The following is a 20,709-nucleotide window of genomic DNA, read 5'->3' as shown; positions in this document are numbered from 1 at the left end:
ACCCGAATCCCGAAGTTTCGGGACGGGCATCATTATGCTATCTGAGGTGGTTGCCAAATACTTCCGTAGAAATTGGAAGTGAATTTAGAAGTGTACGAAGGTAACTGTGTTTTAATATTTTTGGAAACTACTGCAAAATTTACAGTTAAAATCTTAAAATAACTTACTATTTGAGAGCCACAACAATTACAACTGCAAAAAGGAGAACATAAATCCTTTTCTTTATCGTGGTTATGGGATTTTTCATTGTGATTAGATGAAACCTCTGCAGCTTTGTGTGCTGCACTACTTACTTCCATATCTGCACAAGGCAAACAAGATAGTGCCACTAGATAGATTGATAATATGTAGTTTAAGAGTTTCACGAGTGTAAAAATAGTTAATTTTTATTAAGTACTATAAAAATTGTATTCGTTTGTCAAACTTATTTCTTTTGATATTTTTTTTCAAGATTTTTAAACTTCTTTGGTTACTTATCACTGCATAAAGGATTAATCAACTTTAAAAATCGGTATGTTGCACGCATTCAAAGAAAAGATAGATTAACGTTTGTCTTTTGAGGTTGTTGGAAAACTGATGAGGTTGAACATGTTTCTCATTCGGGAGCGTAGCCGGTTGCCATAATGTTTTTCAATTTCTGAGGCAGATAGATTGGTTGTTAAATGCGTGATGGATTTGTTATATATAAATTCCTCATAACGACTTATAAGTATTTCGGCCATCACGTTACATTCATTTCCAAAGTGCTTGATTTGTTGTTCGGCGCCTAAGTCGTCGAAGCAATAACCTGATAATCGGGATTGGTTGTTGTTTCTTTTTGTATAAGGTTCTAGCACTTCGTAACCGTGTTTTGCAAACTCGAATGCTATTTCTCGACAGGTTTTAATTTTATAATCGGATACTTGAACCGCGAAAGGCCGGATAAGGTGCATGATGGATGTTTTGCCACAACCAATTGGCCCGGACAACAATATACCTTTTGACAAATCGATTTGGAGTTTTTGGGCCTCGCTTTGGTCTTTAATCATGTAAATTAATAACTTGTAGAATGTTGGACAATCGTTTTCGTTAATTTTAAACGATTTTCCGTATTGAACTTTTCCATGGTATTCGATGTAATCTAAGCATTTTTTAAAATCATATACTTTGTCGTTACCATCAACCGTAAAAGTATCTGTGATGAATTTACAATGGTTCGTCATAGTTTTTCTGATTTGAGGTGTGTAAATGATTGGGCTGAGGTGCGCTGTTTTTTGGGTTGAACTTTTCTGTATTGATTATCCAATTATTGGCTGATGCTTTCCAGTCTTTCATTTTGGACTTGCCACCAACTAACCAACCTTTGCTTGTGTAATAATTGAAAAACTTTTCGGCTTCTTGAATGGTGCTGCTTTTTTCGATGAAGTAGTTTTGGAGGTCTTCGAAGTTTGGTGGAATATCATCGGGGTTGTACCTTTTTTTTTCGCGCAACTTTTTTTTTGGTTCTGTTTCGTTTGTAAAATCCGGTTGAAAATTTAATTTTTCAATTTTTTTTGATTCGCTATTTATATCGTTTAAACTGTTTGTATTGTTTATATTGTTTGTATATATATATACCTGTTCAGTACTTGTATCATTACTAGTACAGTGCTGGTTCAGTACCGGTTCATCAACTTGTTCATTTTTTAGTTTTTTGGCTTCCTTGCGGGTGATGGGTTTTGTATAAAAATCGAGTTCCAATATTTCCACCATGCTGCTTTTGTATGGGTTGTAAGACGGAGAGTAGATTATATAGCCGTTTTTAACCAGATCCTTAATGCATTTGTGGTAAGTTGCTTTGGAACTTATTTTACTAATACGCATTAATTCGTCCCGGGAGATGCTGATGGGATTTACAAAACGGTTTTGATTCCATACTTGAAATATTGCAATGTAAAGACTTATGTGTGTAGGATTAAAGTCGTAATCGAGCACTACTTTTTCAAAAAAGCCGGAGAGGTGTTTTATGTAATTCATGGTAGTAGTATTAAAATTGAATTTTTAAGAATTATGACTTTTATACAGTCACATGCTTCGCATGTTCCGTTGCATTGGTTTGATGGTTCCATACTATTTCTCGAGCATTTTTTTAATGTCTTCGTATTTGTAGAAAATGATGCCGCCGATACGTTTGTAGTTGAGTGTACCATTGATGCGTAAGTTTTGTAAAGTGCCTGGGGAGATTTTGAGCAGCTTGCGGACTTCCGCTGATTTTAACCATTGTGCCGGTTGTTCTGTTTTTCCGAGCATTTCTTGAATTTCAGACAGTAGTACATGACTGAAGTTTAATAGGTCCTTTTTCGTGATTGGTTGATGACTTAGTAGCTCTAAATTATCAACTTCCGGAAACAATTTTCTTGGGTGTAAGTTCATAATGAAAGTGTTTTATTTGTTATGTGACAAAACAAATTCATTTGCTAATTTTTTATTCCCAAGTTGAACCCAAGTTGGGAACGATTTTAAGTCAAATTAGATTAAACACTTTGATTTTATTGGGGTTTCAGATTTATAATTTCACTCCTTTGAAATAGCTTGATTGGTAGAACAGTACAAAAAATAATCAAAACTGAAAGTAGATAGTATTTTCCCAAGTTGTTCCCAAGTTGGGATAAATTAAAACCCTAGTCGCAGACCAGGGTTTTAATTGTCTTCCTCAATCATCTTTTGGTTGAGGTTTTCTGAAAGTGTGTTCAGAAATTTTGTTTTGTTGTTCTTTCTTGCTTTGATATCGAGATATGCCCGATACAATCCATCTTCAATATCAACGTTTAACATCCTACCTAAACACATTGCAATCTCTTTGATGTCATTATTGCCATGGTTGATTGCTTTGGATGCATGAAGCGCATAAACAAGCTCGATTAAGTCGACCTTAGTACCGGTCCAATTAAGATTTGATTTGGTGTTATAGAATAAGCTTTTGGAAATATTTGTCAGTTCCTCTATTCGTTCTTCGTAGAATTCAATAAGATTATCGTTGGCCAAAATTAAGGCCACATTATAATCGTATAAACTGCAGCGCCTAACATCAATATAAATTCTAGCAATGTGTTTGTTGATTGATTGTTTGGTTCCATACCTCGTAAAGTACATGTGATCATAATGTGTAAAACCGCTGCGGTAATACTTGTAAAACTCTTTATCCTTGGTTGATGCCTGATGACATTTGACAATTACATCTTTGTAATATTTGATTTTTAGTTTCCGGCTGGTGTTAGGTGCCTTGGATTCTATTTCCAGAATTTTGTGGTAATAAATGTATTTTGAGGTTAGTTTGCTTTTTAACTCCTTGAAAAAGAAAATTTCCTCTTCGATGTTTTTAAACTCATAACCCTCCAGCCAAATAAATAACTCATTGAGCTTTTCTTCCAAATAATTTGACAAATGTTTGGCTTGGCAAATTGGGGAATTATAAGTCGTTTCAGTTCTTAAAATTTCAGAATCAACCTTGCAAAAGAATTCACCACAAAATGATTGCATGATGTATAGTTTATATTGATTTGGTTTGTTTTGTGCTAAAATACTGTAATTTATAAAATAAAAAAGTACACAAAAAGTGTACTTTAAAACAATATTATTTGATATGGTTTAAAACCAAATCAGGTTCCTGATTTATGAGTAATTAAGTATGAGTTAGTCCCGAATTTAGATTTTAAAGCTATCATGTCTTCACTAATTTTCTTGTCTAAGATTTTAGCATAATGTTGGGTAGTTTTCAAATTGGTGTGCCCTAACATTTTACTGACGGTTTCCAACGGTACACCGTTAGACAGCGTTACTGTTGTCGCAAAAGTATGTCGGGCAATGTGAAAGGTTAAGTCTTTTTTAATACCGCATACATCAGCTATTTCCTTTAGGTAGGCGTTCATTTTTTGGTTGCTTAAAATAGGCAGTAATCTGTTTTCATTTATACAAACCGGATGATTCTCGTATTTGGATATTATTTTCTGTGCTGTTGGCAGCAATGGAATTTTTGAAGCTGTATCGGTTTTTTGTCGGTTTTTGAAAATCCACTTATCACCATCGATACCCAAAGTAATATTGTCGGAAGTAAGTTGTTGAACATCGATGTAAGCTAAACCGGTGAAGCATGAGAAAATGAAAATGTCGCGAACAAGTTCTAAACGTTCAGAAACAAATTTCTTGTTTATGATATCCTCGATTTCCTTTTCAGTAAGAAACTCACGAATGACCTCTTTCATTTTGGCTTTATAATTTACAAATGGGTCTTTTTGTTGCCAACCATTTGCGATACACTGATTAATTATCTTGTGGAAGTTCTTAATGTATTTTACCGCTGAATTATTTGCGCATTTGCGAATACTTCGAAGATAGAATTCATATTCCATGATAAAGGCATGGTCTATCTTTTCAATATTGATATCAGATATGTTGTATTTCCAGTAAATAAAGTCTTTAGTGTGTTTTAGTGAGGTCTGATATCTTTCCAATGTTCCGGCAGCATATTCTTGGCCGACCAATTCTTTAATTTTACGATTGTGCTCTTCGAAGATAGGTATGAGCATTCGTTCACGTTCTTTTTTGCCCTGGTATTCGTTTTTAAAGTTCTCGAAGTTAATTTCTTCTTGGTTCATGAATAACTTCTTTTGAGTTTCATAAACCTTCGCTTTAATCATTTCAAGCTGACCATTAATGATACGAGCTTCTTCTGAATTTCCTTTGATTTTGGTAGTTTCCTTAGACCATTTTTCCTCTTGAATAAAAAAGCCGGAACTAATATCTAACCTCTGTCCGTTAATTGTTATTCTCTGATAAATCGGCATTTGCCCCAGGGCATTGACTTTTGATTTTCTTAAATAGAAAAGTACTGTGATTTTAGCATTCATTTTGGTAACCTTTAAATTGATAAATAATTTACATTTATTATCAATACTGGTCAAGATGTTCATTCTCTAAACTTCTTGTTTTACTGGTGATGAGGTAAAAATAGGTGCACTTTTTTTCTCGGTTTCAAGGTGCACCGATTGTGCACCTTTTATTTGAGAAAACATGAATAATTTGGTTATTCGGTGAAACGAAAAAACCCTTTAAACGTTGAGTTTAAAGGGTTTTAATTCATTTTGATAAAATATCAGCGGAGAAAGAGGCTCCGGATATCTTTGAACAATGTCAGTATTTTCAAGGCTTTACAGAGGACTGATTTTATAGGTGCACCTATAGGGCAACTACTTTACTACTTTGTAATAAGCAAGGTAAAATTACAAAATTTGCTAATAGAATTCTGCATTTTTTTGGTTATTATTTAAAATAATGATTACTCTATAATGCAATACAGAAAATTACCAATTCGTATAACGAATTAAATTTCTTATCACACAAATAACTTTGATGGTTTTTTATTAGTAATGAAATGAGATAGAAATTAATTGTTTTGTAATTCGTTTGCAATATGTTGTGTTTTCAATTTTTGAAATCACTTTTTTATTTTTAGTACTCATTTCTGTATTATTTTTTATCAAAAAAGGTAATAAAAAATTTTTTCTTACAATTTTTTATTATATTCGTAATCAAATGGAACTAAAATACCACTTCATAGTTCCATCAAGCCCATCTTTTCATTAGACAGGGTTCGTCCAATATTTTTTTTATAGTGCAGATTTACCTGCTTTTGTTTTGAATTTTAACAGAATGTGCTCGTGAAAGAGTTACACTACAGTTGTCTGTATTGTTTTTTTCGAGCAATCTTTATAACTATACCTATGAAAAATCAATTCTTAAAAAAGTATTTGCTTAATGCTATTCTTGTCTTATGTTTTTCAACAATTTATTCTCAAGAAAATAAGCAAATTTTAGACTGTAGACTATGGATTAAATCTTTGGATATTCCTCAAAAGTTTTCCAGTGAGGGTTCTTTAAATAAAGAAAATGAGTTAGTGCACTATTTTAATTTTAATCCGATTGTGGATTTTTCAAAAAATAACATTCAAAAAAGGTTTAAAAATATAGTTAAAAAAGAATCTACACTTTTTACGGTTATTAAAAGTCCTGCTAGTGAAGATAATGCAGTTTTAACCATTGAAAAAGATGGTAATAAAACACTTTTTACTACCAAAAAAATTGTTTCTGATAAAGATTTATTGCTGAATAAAGATAATTCTGAGAAGGGAATGCTGATTACTTATGCCTGTAATAAGAACTCTACTTTGACAAAAAAGAAAGGGAGTATAGCTATTGACGATTTATTTTATGAAGATGAAGAAGGGAAAAACATGATGATGGAGTTGATTTATTTCCCAAGATATTTAAATCAGTTAGAGCAAAATATGATAGAGAGTTATCTATCTATTAAATATGGTATTTCACTAAAAGGTGATAAAGATTATTATAATTCAAGTAAAGAAAGGATTTGGTGTTTCAAAGACAACAAAGATTATAGTTACAGGGTTTCCGGAATTGGTAGGGATGATTTGTTTGAACTCAATCAAAAGCAAACCGGCAACTTTGAAAAAGACGGATTGTATATTGGATTCAATAAGATTGAAAAAAGTAACGAACTCAACAAGGAAAAGATTGAGGACAAGACTTTTATAATTTGGGGAGACAATAATCAAACTACTTTGATTAAAGAGAATGAGGGACATTATAAAAAGATGAACAGAGTTTGGAAACTAGAGTCAAGAGGAAAATTAAATACTGTGTTTACGACTCAAATAATTTTGAATAAAGAAGAAATGGTTATTGACGATTTAAAAAATGAGGGCTACTCTACTAATGATATAGTTTGGTTAGCTATAGATACAACTCAGAGCGGTACATTCAATTTTAAATCAGCACATTACATCAAATCTGAAATTAAAGAAAATAATTTGGTTTTTAACAAGGTGTTATTGAAGAGCAATACTTCATTCCTGATGACTTTTGTAAAGGCATCTGATTTTATTGTTAAAGAGGAAATAGAAGCTGCCAATTGTAGTTTGGGACAATATGGTAAAGCTAAAATAACGATTGTTGGAGGTAATGCGCCTTTTAAATTAAAGTTGTTTTCTGATCATTTTTCCAAAGACTATTATTTAAATGATGATTTTTTAGAGGTAGACCATTTAAAAGATGGTAATTACCAACTTGAAATTACTGATGCTACTTCAAAAGTCCAAAAATCATCATTCACAGTAGATGGTTTTGTTGACAGCCCAGTTTCTTTGTTTAAAGAGTGGGTACTAAATGACGAAGGCAATGTTATAATAAAGCCAGAGACACAAAATATAACTTCTATAAAAGGTTTTGAATGGTTTAATAATACAAAATTGGTATCATCAGATAAAGAAATGTTAGCAACAATTCCCGGGGAATATAGTTTAGTGTTAACCAATGAAAATGGTTGTATAAAGACATTTGATTTTACTGTTCGTGAAAATCTAAAAGGAGTTATTGATAATTGGAAGATTTATCCAAATCCGACCAAAACTAATGAGAATTTTACTATTAGTTTCACATTTGAAAAAAGTGAAAACGTTACTGTAACCTTACTAGATGTTAATGGCAGAAACATAAAGAAAACAGATTTAGGAGCCATACAACAATTTGAATATCGCGACAATTTAAGTGTATCGGGAACCTATTTTGTTATCATAACTAAAGAAGGTGTTTCGTATACCAGTAAGTTAATTATCCAATAATAATCCTTTAATATTATATTTTATGCAAAACAGAGCTACGACTTTTGGAATTAAAAGAAATGTATTAAACACTATTCATAGGATAATGTTATTGGCTATGCTTCATAATAGTTTTATAGCTCCTTCTCAAAACTTGATTATTGCGTCTTTAAATTACAAAGAGCCATTACACTATAAAGGATATTTACTAAATAATGAAGAGTCAAGAATTAATGTTTCTGACAATTCGATTTTAAACAAAAAAAATCTTGTTAGGGAAACCAATATACCAATGTTGAAAAGCAATGATGATGGGGTATTGAAAAAAGTAGGTATTACAACTAATTACACAGTGTCCTCGGATATTACTTCAGGATTTATTGGGGTATCAAAGGAAAGACCATTGGATGACTCCAGTGATAATTTATTTAAAATTTATCTCAAAGACTTACCGGATTCAAACAGTAAAGTATATCTCACTTATGATTTGTTTGGTGCTCAGGATTATACCGCCGTTTCAAGAAGTATTAACAGTCGATTATCAACCGGAGGGTATCTTATTAAGAAACAGATGGGATGGACTTCCCAAAGGGAAGAGATTGATGTTAATTGGTTAAAAACAGGAGAAAATAAAATTATGTTTGGAATACCTGCGGGAGCCTTTTATAATTACCAAGTTAAGAATTTAAAGATTGAAGTTGAGGAATTTAAAGGCGGTGTCTCTCCCAAGTTAGTAGTTTCAAATTTAACCACGACTTATTTTAAAAATAATCAAGTTTATGTCAAAGGTTTTCTGAGAAATTCAGTTTCTAATGATGTTAAAATACACTTTGAAAACGATTTGGTATCCTATACTGATGGAGAATTTGAAGGTTTTTTAACCTTAACGGAAACTTTAAAAAAGCGAGGATTCATTATTGTTAAAGCTACAGATGAAAAAGGGCTGATAGGACAAGAGATTATTTCTTTAGAAAACATAATTGAGGCTGATAAAATGTTTCCTATTGAGAAAGTTGAAGAAAGCGTTTCTCGCTTTTTTAAAGCTCGACAATCAAATTTTTTGCAAACTAATGGTGCTAAAATAACTCTAAAAGATAGTTCTTTAACCGAGGACAGAGAGATTACTATAAAAAAATTACGTTCAATAGATATAGCACCGATGAGTTCGGGAATGATTAATGTTACTAAAGGAGGGTTCGGTTATCGGTTTTTGCCTGATGGGACAAAATTTGAAAATCCGGTTGTGCTATCCATTGCTTATGATGAAAACTTAATTCCTAAAGGTTATACAGCAAATGACATTAAGACTTTTTATTTTAATACCGATTCTAAAAGTTGGGTTGCTGTTAAAAGAGATACAATAAACACAGAAGAAAAGATTATCCACTCGTTAACGAATCATTTTACAGATTATGTAAACGGAATAATACAAACTCCAGAAAGTCCGGAAACCGCTGGTTTTACCCCCACGATGATGAATGATATTAAAGCAGCAGATCCGTCTTCCGAAATGACGCTTATTAGTCCGCCGGAAGTATCGCAAAAGGGAGATGCCAACTTTAGTTATCCTATTAAAATACCTGCTGGAAGAAAGGGGATGCAACCTCAGCTTGCTGTTCAATATAGTAATGAAGGCGGAAATAATTGGCTTGGGAATGGTTGGAATATTAGTGTGCCGGCTATTACTATTGATACCCGCTGGGGTGTTCCAAAATTAGATCCCGATCATGAAACAGAAATTTATACCTTAAATGGTGAACAGCTCATGTATCCTAAAGTAAACGGACAAGATTGGATGCCAAATCGACATCAAGAAATTGGAGGATTCTATGATACCACCCCAGTACCACGAATGAATGATGCCATTTTTACTCCAAGAAAGCAGGGTAGTTTTGCATTGATTCAAAGACTTGGTGATAATCCAACCAATTATTATTGGAAAGTTACCGCAACAGACGGAACAGTAAGCTGGTATGGTGGTAAAGATGGTGTAGTGAATAACTCGGTTATAAAAAATTCAGCCGGACAAATTGTGTATTGGGGTATCTATATGACCGAAGATGTATTTACTAATAATGTTAAGTATTATTACGAGAATAATGCCAACTTTTCCGGTAATGGTTCACCCTCTCAAGCCAATTTGGTTGGAGGTCAAATATTTAAAATAAATGTTATAAAGTATACAGGATTTAACAACGTAGATGGATCATATGAGGTAAAATTTTTAGCAAAAGAGCTTCGTCCTGATATTACAATCAACGCTCGCTTGGGCGTAAAGCAAATTGATCCATATTTGCTAACCGAAATAATAGTAAAAAAAGCGGATAGCATTAAGCCTATAAGGAAATATGTTTTTGGATATAACCCTACTTTGAGCAAGTTTAAAAAGTCTCAACTTATATCGGTTGCAGAACTCGATAAGGATGATAAAGAATTTTATAAACATACATTTGAGTATTATGATGATTTATCAGATGGAAATGGGAATGATGTATATTTTTCAAGCGGGGTTGATCAAACAATTTGTTTCGAAAATTCAACGAATGAATGTCCTGATAAAGATGGTGATGGAGTTTGTGATGCTGCTGATCAGTGTGTTGATGTTCCCGGATTACCCGAAAATAACGGATGTCCGCCGTGTGCTGATATGGATAATGACGGTGTTTGTGATGTCGATGATAATTGTCCAGAGGTAGCCGGTAATTTGGATAATAACGGATGTCCAACAACTTTAGGTTGTGGGCAGTATTTGGCTGTAACTGATGGTCAAACCGGTGTTTATAATTATGTTGTTGAAGTAGGAACAGGAACAGGTAATTTTGGTATTGACTACAATGCTTTTGGAATACCGGATAAATTCGAAGTTTCCTGGAATGGTGGCACTGCAACAAATGGTGGCGCATATAGTACATCACATTATGTTGGATCATACGGTAGTAATGGATCTACGAGTTATTATCAAATGCTTTTAAATTTAGGAATTCCAGCCTCTGATATCAATTTAGTTACCCCCACAAGTACTGCAATAGGAACTCTATTAATAAATAAAACCAGTGCTTATCCTACCACCATAAATGTAAGAGTTACGGCGCCGTTATTGGAAACCTTTTGGAGTATTAAAACAGTGTGTCCTACCACATCTAACCCAAATACCGGCGGAAAAAGCAATAATGTAAAAACTATTGTTGGCGAAACTGAAAGCAAAAAGTGTTATAGTGTTAGTTTTCCATTCCCAAAAAATTCATCTCTCGGAAATGATTTTTCAACTACTGTTAAGATTAATGATATACCTGTAAATCAGTTTAATAAGGGATATAGTTTTGATTCTAAACAATCTATTGGAAGCACAAATTATAATTTAGCTGATTTTGTATCTCATATTGAGAACACTTTTGGGTGTAAAGTAATTTCAGATGAAAATACATTAACAATTACAGCTACTAATTCTTATATGGGATTTGATACTATTAATTTAGTATCAAGTAATGGTGAGTCTAAAAGTTATTCCTTTACTGAATTGGACTGCAATACTTTAAAAGTAAAATCATCAGGAACTCTTAAAAAGCTTTCTTCAATAACCAATACTCAATCGTTATTTGGTGCAAAAAAGGAATTTAATCCGGCAGATAGTATTTTTAAAGAAAAAGGGAAAGGTACATTAAATAGAGGATTATCAACCAACAGTGATTATTTCCATAATTTGTTAGGGAATCACACTATCAGTTTTGAAGGAGTGGGTAACACTATTGATCCAGATTGTCCTCCACTTTATAATTCAAGTTTCTTCATCAACGGAATTATACCATCTTTTGTTAGTGTAGGAGCGATTTTAGGTTCTTCTTCGTCATCTTCTTTCAATGCCGGTGGACATCTTGGTTTTGGAATTGATTTTGAATGGAATAACGGGCATAAATTAATGACTATTGGCGGTGGCTTTAGTCATAGTTGGGAGAACAGCGAATCATTATCAGCCCTAATTGATATTGATGGTGATGGTCTTGAAGATTGTGTTTATAAATTTAATAACAGGTTGTATTGGAAAAAACACTATGTTACCAGAACTTATGATGCTAACAACGAGCCTGTTATTACGCATTCTTTCAGTGGTTTTAAAAATATTACCAGTATTGACGGTTCCATCACAGACTTTTATAAGTCACATGGTGAATCTTCAAGTTACAATATTCAGTTAAATGCCGGAACATCGGGAGGAAGTGCTATTTTTGGATGGGATGGTTCCAATAATAAATCAAGAAGTAATGTCTATTTTACTGATGCTAATGGTGATGGATTGATGGATATTGAAAGTTTTGGTACTGTTTATTTTAACAGAATTCAAGGCGATATTCCTTTTTTTGAACCTGAGAGTGAGCGAACTGAGAATATGATTATTAAAGCGGCACCCAACGAAATTACTCCACCGGATGAGGTCTTAGAAGATGTAACGCCGGCTTATGATGTTGTGAAAGTTTGGGAAGCACCTGCTGATGGAACGATTAGAATTGATAATGTAATTGAAAATACAGACCCTACCAAGGAAGCTATAGCAACAATTGAAATGGAGCTATATCAAGAGCCAAAATGCTACACCGTAAGTTTTCCTCTTCCGAGAAGTGTTTTTAGAGATTTTGAAATAGCCAAACATCTAGGTCAATTTAATGAAGGTTGGAGTAATTATGACAGGGATGGCGCTGAAAATGTTTCATTAAGGTTAACTTATTTAGTTGGTAGTTCTCTTTATAATCTGGCTACTGGAATATTCCCACCTTTTGCAACAGCTCATCCTTTGTATATGTCTAATGGAGATTATTCGGGGCCTACTTTTTTAGGAAGAACGTTTAATTATATTAATGCTAACGGAACAAATCATGATATAATTTCAAGTGATTTTGTATATAGAAATGAGGATGTGTTAGTTGATTTAGAGTCGGCTTTTCCGGGCACATATCAAGGGAGTATCACTTTGTATGATGCCTATCAAGCTATTGGTATTGATTACGGTTATTGTACCCAAACTTTGATAGATGGTGTCTATTATAAAAAACATTTATATTCGAGTAATGAACAATTGGATTTTTTGTATGTTGATGACAATTGGGTCTCATATGTTGAAGGTGTTAATTTACCTATAAGTTGTAATGGTGGAGAGGCTAATGGTGACCCAATTCCAATTTGGCCAGTTGTAACTTCAGCAGGTATTTCAACCAATATTTCCATTAATAATCAAATTATTCAATATTCCCCATTAACACTTTACAATAATACAGATTATCAAATATTTAAAAATTACATTGAAAACCAGTATCCAAATTCAACCGTATCTTTAAATACAAATCCACAGTCTGGAAATTCTACAGTAACTGTGACAATAAGTGATACTTATGAAACTCTAAATACCATTTCGTTTACATCAGTTGATGGTACTATTTCAAATATCTACAATTTTTCGCAAGTAAATTGCGCTCAAAATTCTCTCAAGTTAGCTAATGATGTATCCAATAATGATGATTGGAAAAATTATAAGTTCTCTAAAAATGAATTAGAGTTGTTTTATAAACAATCGATAGCTAATGGCAATGAATTGAATGAATTAAATTCATTAGGTATACCATTCATGATGGAGTTAAACGATAAAAAGTATACTATAAAAAAAACTATTAATGGACTTAATTGGTACTATAGTAATGGTGTTTTAATCAAAAATGAAAAGGAAATTAACGAGCTCAATGAAAGTTTAACATCAGAGTTCATCACAAACTATAATAGTTTATCTGATTCGTTTATCAAAAAGCAAACTGAGGAAAGAACTAAAGCTCAGATTGAAGCAAGAGGTTGGCTCGCAGAGTATTATGAGAAGATTAATGAAAATAATTTAAAGAATATAACAAACAGAATAACTAATACAAATACTTGCCATTATACCCCGTCATCTGATTTGTGTTTATTATATGGTATAAAGTTAAATGCAGGTAATAGCAATACTCCTATAACTCATAATATAACAACCGCAAGTACAGCGTGCAATCCAGAAGGAGGGCTATTAACTGTTAGAAAAGGGGATCGTATATATTTTAGAGTGCATTCAATTTCTACCGGTAATCCTGCGGTAAACTGGGATCCAAAAGTTTCTTATACGGATTCGGCAATGTTGGCAACTACAGATCAAAACGGGTTAAAGCCATATTCAAGTAGTTACAGTGAGGGTTTTATTCTTTCTCAGAGTGCTCCGGTAACTTTTCCGGGTAATGGCACAGCTCAAATCACCTGGGACAACATAACCGTAGATAATCCTTCGGATACCGTAACCTATGAAATTGTTAAAAGACAAGCCAATAGTCAAACCAGTAATTACCCTATTGTATATCCTGAGACTGTTATCTATTCAAAAGTGTGTCAGCCCGGGTCTACGACCATCGTATCACCTACACCTGCTTTGAATTCCATTTCGGCAAGTTCTACCACTAGTGCTGTTATTGCAGCCAATTCACAGGCACAATTTTTATTTAGAGTGCGTTCAACATCTAACGTTGATTGGAAATCATTTGAATGGAGACCAAAAATTATTTGTACAACCTCTCAAAATGTTATTGCGACAGCAGGAGGAACATCAGAAGGTACAGTTACGGATGCAGAGACTAAATACCCTATAGTGGATTACAGTATTTACAAACCTTTTAACTGTGGTAGTTACTATAAAACAATAGATATAAGTTCCTATAGTGGTTCCAGTTTAACTATCCAACCTGTTATTCCTAGTTCATTATTCAACTCTAATATTTTCCAACCTCAAAGTGGAGATAATGGCGTATTTAATTTTGTTGTAAAGCGAGGAAATACACTTGTTGGGAAAAGAATTATTAATGTTTCTAATGGTTCAGTGACTATTTTCAACGCAGACGGACTTACCGTTGCTACAGGTCCTATTCTTATCACCGGATCAGGTTCAGCCATTGAAGTAGGTATTTATACCGATGATTCTTCCAGAGTAGTAAATCATCCGACTGATGTTTCATTGCTATTCAGATTGATGAATGCCGGTACAATTGCCACAATAATGAACGGGTCAACACCTGTAAGTGTATCTTCTAACAGTGTTAATTTTATGCATAAACCATTGAGTCAGTTTGGACCAATGTATCGTCAATGGGGCCAATTTTTTTATTGTCCAGAAAAAGCACAGAATTCTGTTGTAGATCCTGTACTTGGAGTCAAGTTGATTAAAGAAGAATTGTTGACTATTACTGATGCTCAAGCAACTCAATTGCAGACAGCCTTAAACAATAACAGTATAGTTAATCAGCCGGCTATTAACCCGCAAGATCCTGCTGCGACCACAACGATGTATAATAATTTAAATGCATTGGTAGGTCAAACGGGCATTAATAATTTTCCGTTTTTGATGGCAAACCCTGTAAGGAGTAGTGCTGAAAACACCATAGTTGAAAAATGGATAGGGTTTCACAATGAAAATTATGCTACAAGTGATGCCTTTAGAGCTGCAACATTAGCTCAGTCTTATGTGTTTCCAAGCGTTACAACTATTACACAGGGATTATATGAAACCGGAGCTATAGGAATTGACAGAGTAACCAAAGGAAAGGGACAAAATATTACAGCCGGTGGTGGCCTTGGTAGTTTTCAAGCTTCTGCCGTTTCTTCCTTGGGAGGAAATTCAAATACATTAACGGATTATATTGATTTAAATGGAGATCGTTATCCGGATATAGTTACACCAAACAAATTACAGTATACTTTAAAAACCGGTGGACTATTTAACTCTATTAACAGAAGTATAGGAGGATATATGTCTGATGATGATAACGGAAATTGGGGTATTTCAGCTTCCGGTACTTTTAGTAAAGCCGGTAAGCCCATTGCCGCAGACGCAGTTAAAAGAAATGGGACAGACCATATTGGTAAACCCGGAACTTTTGCTTTTGGAGGTGGAGGAAACTCTACCGGGATATCAGGAAGTTTTGGTTCAGGAGACAATAATACCACTCGTATGTGGGCTGACATCAATGGCGATGGTCTTCCTGATATAGTTAAAAGGACTATGAGTGGTTTGGTGGCCAATGTATCTATTGATTTGAACTTAGGAAACAATATTTTTAGTGCTCAGAATTATTGGGGTAATTTTACCTTAGCGGCAGGTTCAAGTACCACTATTGGTGGAGGATTGGGGTATAATTTTGCCAATGGCAGTATCGAAGCGGGGTTGTCCTTAGGAAGAACAGATTCTGATACAAATAATACTCTTTTCGATATTAATGGAGATGGATTAATGGATAAAGTATCTTCAAATGGTTCATCTCTTAGCGTTGATTATAATTTAGGAAATAATTTTGCCAGTAATGTAACCCAGATTAGTAATCAATTTGGTTATAGCAATAATGCTGAGACTGTAAATTCAGGTATAAATGGTTCAACTACATTTGCTGTTATATGGCCGTTGTACTTGATATTAGTGACCATACCTCTTAAAATTCCTGATGTTACTGTAACGGCTTCTTTAGGTTCCTCGACCAATAGAACTAAAAAAACACTAACTGATTTTGATGGTGATGGTTATCCAGATTTTGTTGAAGAATTAAGTCCCGGATCGGTTAGGGTTTACTCCTCAAGAATCAGACGAACGGATATGCTTAAATCAGTAACTAACCCTTTAGGTGGTAAGTTTACGATTGATTATAAAGTTCAACCTGTAGATTATGATAATCCACACGCCAAATGGGTGATGAGTGATTTAATAATTGAAGATGGCTATGACAAGATTAACGACGGAAGGGATGTTTATAAAAAACGTTTTGTTTATGAAGGAGCTCGTTATGACCGAAGAGAAAGAGAGTTTTATGGATATGAAACGGTAAAGACCCAAGATTACGCAATGGATACAGATAATCTGCCTACCAGTGTATACAGAACATCTGTTTCTAAATTTTATAATCAAAGTTATTTCTTGAATGGGTTGTTAAAAGAGTCTTATGTTGTCAAAGGCGATGATGATAATGCTAAGTATTCACGAACTGAGAATATTTATGAATTGAGAGAATTAAATGGGGATAATACTGAGCTCACTTCAAATGTTTTGCCTAATAATTTTGATGTCGGTGGAAGAGAGGGAAGAAGAACCGCCGGTGTTGTTATGACCAAAACGTTCAATTATTTATATGAGTTGGCCCCGACACCACAATTGATTACAGAGGTTGACTTTACCTACGACGAAAAGGGCAGGGTTAAAATGTATGAAAATAAAGGAAATATAATTGATGCCACTGATGATTATTCTTCTAAAATTGAGTATCATGATGACCCAGCATTACTTGCCCATAATATTCGTATTGTTCCAAAGTCAATTGCTGTCAGCGATGCATCGGGATTGAAAAGACAAAGAACTACAACGGTTGACACTGCGACCGGAAATATTGAATCGATAAGGGCATTAATTTCAACGGGTGTTGAAACTCAAACCATGATGAAGTATGATGTATATGGTAATTTAGTTCGTATTGAGTATCCTGAAAATCACAACGGTCAAGTTATGTATTATGATTATACTTACGATACTACTTATAATAAATATATAGTTGGCATTAAAGATGCCTTTAATTATTCATCGTCGGCTACCTATGATTCCAATTTTGATAAAGTGACAGAAACTCAAGATTTAGCAGGAAATCTGATGCGTTATCAATATGATTCTTTTGGAAGGACTACTATTATACTAGCACCAAAAGAAATTGAAGTAGACGAAAAGTACACCATTAGGTTTAATTATTTTCCAACCTATGAGACCGTAGCAAACAGTCCGTTGAGGGACTGTGTTGATGAGAATCTTTTTACTCCTTTTGCAATAACAAGACATTATGATGTACAGCATATTGGTAATGCTATAGAAACGGTTACTTTTATCGATGGTTTAGCTCGACCAATTCAAGTTAAAAAAGACATTCAATTGAATGTTGGTTCTGCTCAACAACCCACTTATGAAGAGGCTATGTCTGTTTCAGGCAAATCATTACTTGATGATTTCGGAAGGGTAATTAGCCAATATCATCCTTATTTTGAAGCTAAAGATTGTAAACTGAATTATATAGTCAATGAATATGATTCTCCATATTATTCTAAAACTATCTATGATGAACTTGACAGGCCAACCCAAACAATAGATCCTGAAGGTAATACAAGTATAATGGAGTATAGTATTGCCACAGATGTAGACAATACTCTGGCTATTAAAACTAAAGCGATTATTGATCAAAATGGAAATCAAAATATCATTACTGAAACATTTAAAGATGTATCGGGCAAAGTGATTTCAACAAAAAACGAAGGCGCAACAGACCTTTGGACACGATTTAATTATAATGCAATAGGTGAGCTATTGTCTTATACCGATGCTGAAAGCTTGGTGACTAGTTATAACTATGACTTATTGGGTAGAAAAACTTTAGTGAACCACCCTGATAACGGCGTAACTGTTTTTGAATATGACAAAGCCAGTAATTTAATTCAGTTGCAGACAGCCAATTTGGCAAATGACACCTCTTTAAGTCCAGTTGATCAATACATTAAGTACTACTATGACTTTAACCGACTGGAAAAAATTATTTATCCGAATACTTTATCAGGGGATAATATTAGTAATGTTACGTATAAGTACGGAAGTACGGGTAATGAGACCGGAAGATTAATTTATCAACAAGATGCTACCGGGATTCAGGATTTTGAGTACGGTAATATGGGAGAAGTGATTTATAACAGAAGAGTTGTAGTTGGACCTAATATCCCGACTTTAACTTATGAAACTCACTTTGCTTATGACAGTTGGAATAGGCTTCAAGCCATGAAGTACCCTGATGGGGAAAAGATAGCCTATAACTACGATTTAGGTGGTAACTTGTTTAAAATGACCGGTGAAGTTGATGCTGCTCCTTATAATTATATAGAACGAATAGATTATGATTATTATGAACAACGTCAATACCTATTGTATGGTAACCAAACAGAGACCCTATATGAGTATTCTCCTTCACTGAGACGACTTAATGTGTTGAATGTAAAATTATCGAATGGTCAGGATTTGTTCAATAATCAATATGAATATGACAAGGTGGGTAATGTGCTTAGTTTGAACAATACAGCAACTGCCACTCCCAACGGTATGGGAGGCAAGTACAGCCACATTTTCAAATATGACAACTTGAACCGACTTGAAACTGCCTATGGGTCGTTTACAGGTGATCAAGCATCTCAGCTACCTTTAGGGAATGACTATAGTAGTAGCTATGATTTATCGATGAAGTACAACAGTACACACGGAATTCAACAAAAAGAGCAACAACATATCAAGAATGGGGTAGCATTTGCTCCTAATACTTATCAGAATGATTATGAGTACTATAATGGCACTCACAAAGTGCATTTTGTGACTGATAATAACTCTGCTACTCAAGAGGTATTTAATTATGACTTTAATGGAAACCTGGTTGTTAAATTTGACAATAACGGGAATAACAGGCAAATGCTTTGGGATGAGTCTAACCGTTTGCGTGTGGTGAATGAGAATAGTGGTATGCAACATTATATTTATGATGCCAATGGTGAAAGGGTATTAAAAGCCAATACAGATATTGAAGCGGTTTATCAAAACGGCACATTGGTGACCAATCCTGTGACCATTAATGGTTATACCACTTACCCAAGTGCCTTTGTAGTTACTAATCAACTGGGTATTTACAGCAAGCATTATTATGCCGGAAGTCAACGAATAGTAAGTAGAATTGGAGACGGAAATGCTAGTATAGTTTTTGGAAATAGTACCCCAAGAATGAGTGGGAATACTACTTTTGATGATAAAAAATTACAAAAAGCACAAATTACCGATGTAAAACAACTGGCAGAAAAAGTAGGTAGGAAAAATGTATTCTTCAAGGAGTTTAAGCCTTACACCATGGAAGAAATACAAGAGCTATTAGATGAAGAAAATAAGGATGAACATAAATCTACTACCGAGGTACAAAGAGCGCCAACGCTGCAACCCTTGTACTTTTACCATCCTGACCATTTGGGCACCAGCACCGCTTTAACAGATATAAATGGCGATGCTTACCAATTTTTCTTAAATTTACCTTTTGGAGAAACTATGGCAGAGCAGTTGCCAAGCAGCTACTACCAAACGCCTTACAAGTTTAACGGTAAGGAATTGGATGAAGAAACGGGATTGTACTATTATGGGGCGAGGTATTATGATCCTAAGATTAGTATATGGTATAGTGTGGATCCTTTAGCGGAGAAGTATCAAGATATGTCTCCATATAATTATTGTATGCAAAACCCACTTAATGTTATAGATCCAGATGGAAGGGAAGTTGTATGGTTAAATTGGGGAGGGAATTATTCGAAGATTATAAAAGCATTAAATAGAACTTCGACCTTTAAGACAATTTTTACTCGATTTATAAAAAATCAAGACAATGTTTTTATCAATCCTTCTAGTGGTGGATACTTTGGAATGGCTCCATCAGCGAGAGGTGCAAATGGTTACAATATTAAAGTTGGGCATAATGGTTTTCTCAAGAATGGAATGCTAACTGCAGATCCAACTATGATAGCGAAAGTAATAATGCATGAAGGGTTACATAGTAGATATCATATGGCAAGGGCAGAGGGAAACCAAGCTGATTATCCTACCCTTGATAGACATATGAGGATGCAAGCTACCACAAGTGGATATGAAGGTGATCACGAAGCAATGGCGGAAGGAAATATTGGAACTTTGATTCAAGGGATGAAAGAGTTTGATAGTTCATATGGTACCAGACATTCGGAAGATTGGTATAACGCTATGGCTTGGTGGGGTAGTTTAAGTCGCGCAACAGATGATTGGAAAAACCTCGATGCTTCAACAAAAGCAACTTATACATCAATACAGAACAATGAAGCAAAATATATGAATTATTTAGATGCAAAAGCTACTTATCAAGGAGATAGATCATCAGCTAATAAAGCTGCATTAAGAGCTGCAAAAAAATCAGTAGATTGGAAATTATATCATAAAACTAGAAGTTAATAT

General features: G+C 34.1%; 8 protein-coding genes. 2 read left to right on the top strand and 6 right to left on the bottom strand.

The genetic code is table 11. The annotated features are described in order from the left end of the window. Nucleotides 1-32 precede the first annotated feature (32 nt). The 6 genes from P7V56_RS13745 to P7V56_RS10505 all read right to left on the bottom strand — a co-directional run bounded on the left by P7V56_RS13745 (nucleotide 33) and on the right by P7V56_RS10505 (nucleotide 4,865). Entirely contained in the window at nucleotides 33-365 is a 333-nt protein-coding gene (locus P7V56_RS13745; RefSeq protein ID WP_317174649.1) for a DUF6660 family protein, read from the bottom strand. Nucleotides 366-542: 177 nt separating this feature from the next. After that, nucleotides 543-1,202, bottom strand: coding sequence for a P-loop NTPase family protein (locus P7V56_RS10525; protein ID WP_171221794.1), 660 nt, complete (start codon nucleotides 1,200-1,202; stop codon nucleotides 543-545). Next, nucleotides 1,186-1,995, bottom strand: a complete 810-nt coding sequence (locus tag P7V56_RS10520; RefSeq protein ID WP_171221793.1) for a transcriptional regulator — start codon at nucleotides 1,993-1,995, stop codon at nucleotides 1,186-1,188. The genes P7V56_RS10525 and P7V56_RS10520 overlap by 17 nt, the downstream gene beginning before the upstream one ends. A 93-nt stretch (nucleotides 1,996-2,088) precedes the next feature. Continuing rightward, a complete protein-coding gene (locus tag P7V56_RS10515; RefSeq protein WP_073364540.1) occupies nucleotides 2,089-2,391 on the bottom strand; it encodes a helix-turn-helix domain-containing protein in 303 nt (100 codons plus the stop codon). A gap of 267 nt (nucleotides 2,392-2,658) precedes the next feature. Further along, nucleotides 2,659-3,498 carry an RteC domain-containing protein gene (locus P7V56_RS10510; protein ID WP_073364541.1) on the bottom strand — a complete coding sequence of 280 codons (840 nt, stop codon included), beginning with the start codon at nucleotides 3,496-3,498 and terminating at the stop codon, nucleotides 2,659-2,661. Nucleotides 3,499-3,617: 119 nt separating this feature from the next. Continuing rightward, nucleotides 3,618-4,865, bottom strand: coding sequence for a site-specific integrase (locus tag P7V56_RS10505; RefSeq protein WP_171222001.1), 1,248 nt, complete (start codon nucleotides 4,863-4,865; stop codon nucleotides 3,618-3,620). A gap of 873 nt (nucleotides 4,866-5,738) precedes the next feature. Here P7V56_RS10505 and P7V56_RS10500 point away from each other — a divergent pair. Continuing rightward, a complete protein-coding gene (locus P7V56_RS10500; protein WP_171221792.1) occupies nucleotides 5,739-7,655 on the top strand; it encodes a DUF8202 domain-containing protein in 1,917 nt (638 codons plus the stop codon). 22 nt (nucleotides 7,656-7,677) lie between these two features. Continuing rightward, nucleotides 7,678-20,706, top strand: coding sequence for an RHS repeat-associated core domain-containing protein (locus P7V56_RS10495; RefSeq protein ID WP_171221791.1), 13,029 nt, complete (start codon nucleotides 7,678-7,680; stop codon nucleotides 20,704-20,706). The last annotated feature ends 3 nt before the right edge of the window (nucleotides 20,707-20,709 follow it).

It is taken from the genome of Flavobacterium sp. IMCC34852 (genome assembly GCF_030643905.1).
GTDB classification, from domain to species: domain Bacteria; phylum Bacteroidota; class Bacteroidia; order Flavobacteriales; family Flavobacteriaceae; genus Flavobacterium; species Flavobacterium rivulicola.
This window is presented reverse-complemented; position numbering and strand designations above follow the sequence as displayed.

Bases quoted from the DNA above. Each gene is read 5' to 3' on its own strand.
- P7V56_RS10505 (WP_171222001.1), bottom strand. From the start codon at position 4,865: ATGAATGCTAAAATCACAGTACTTTTCTATTTAAGAAAATCAAAAGTC.
- P7V56_RS10515 (WP_073364540.1), bottom strand. From the start codon at position 2,391: ATGAACTTACACCCAAGAAAATTGTTTCCGGAAGTTGATAATTTAGAG.
- P7V56_RS10510 (WP_073364541.1), bottom strand. From the start codon at position 3,498: ATGCAATCATTTTGTGGTGAATTCTTTTGCAAGGTTGATTCTGAAATT.
- P7V56_RS10495 (WP_171221791.1), top strand. From the start codon at position 7,678: ATGCAAAACAGAGCTACGACTTTTGGAATTAAAAGAAATGTATTAAAC.
- P7V56_RS10500 (WP_171221792.1), top strand. From the start codon at position 5,739: ATGAAAAATCAATTCTTAAAAAAGTATTTGCTTAATGCTATTCTTGTC.
- P7V56_RS10525 (WP_171221794.1), bottom strand. From the start codon at position 1,202: ATGACGAACCATTGTAAATTCATCACAGATACTTTTACGGTTGATGGT.
- P7V56_RS10520 (WP_171221793.1), bottom strand. From the start codon at position 1,995: ATGAATTACATAAAACACCTCTCCGGCTTTTTTGAAAAAGTAGTGCTC.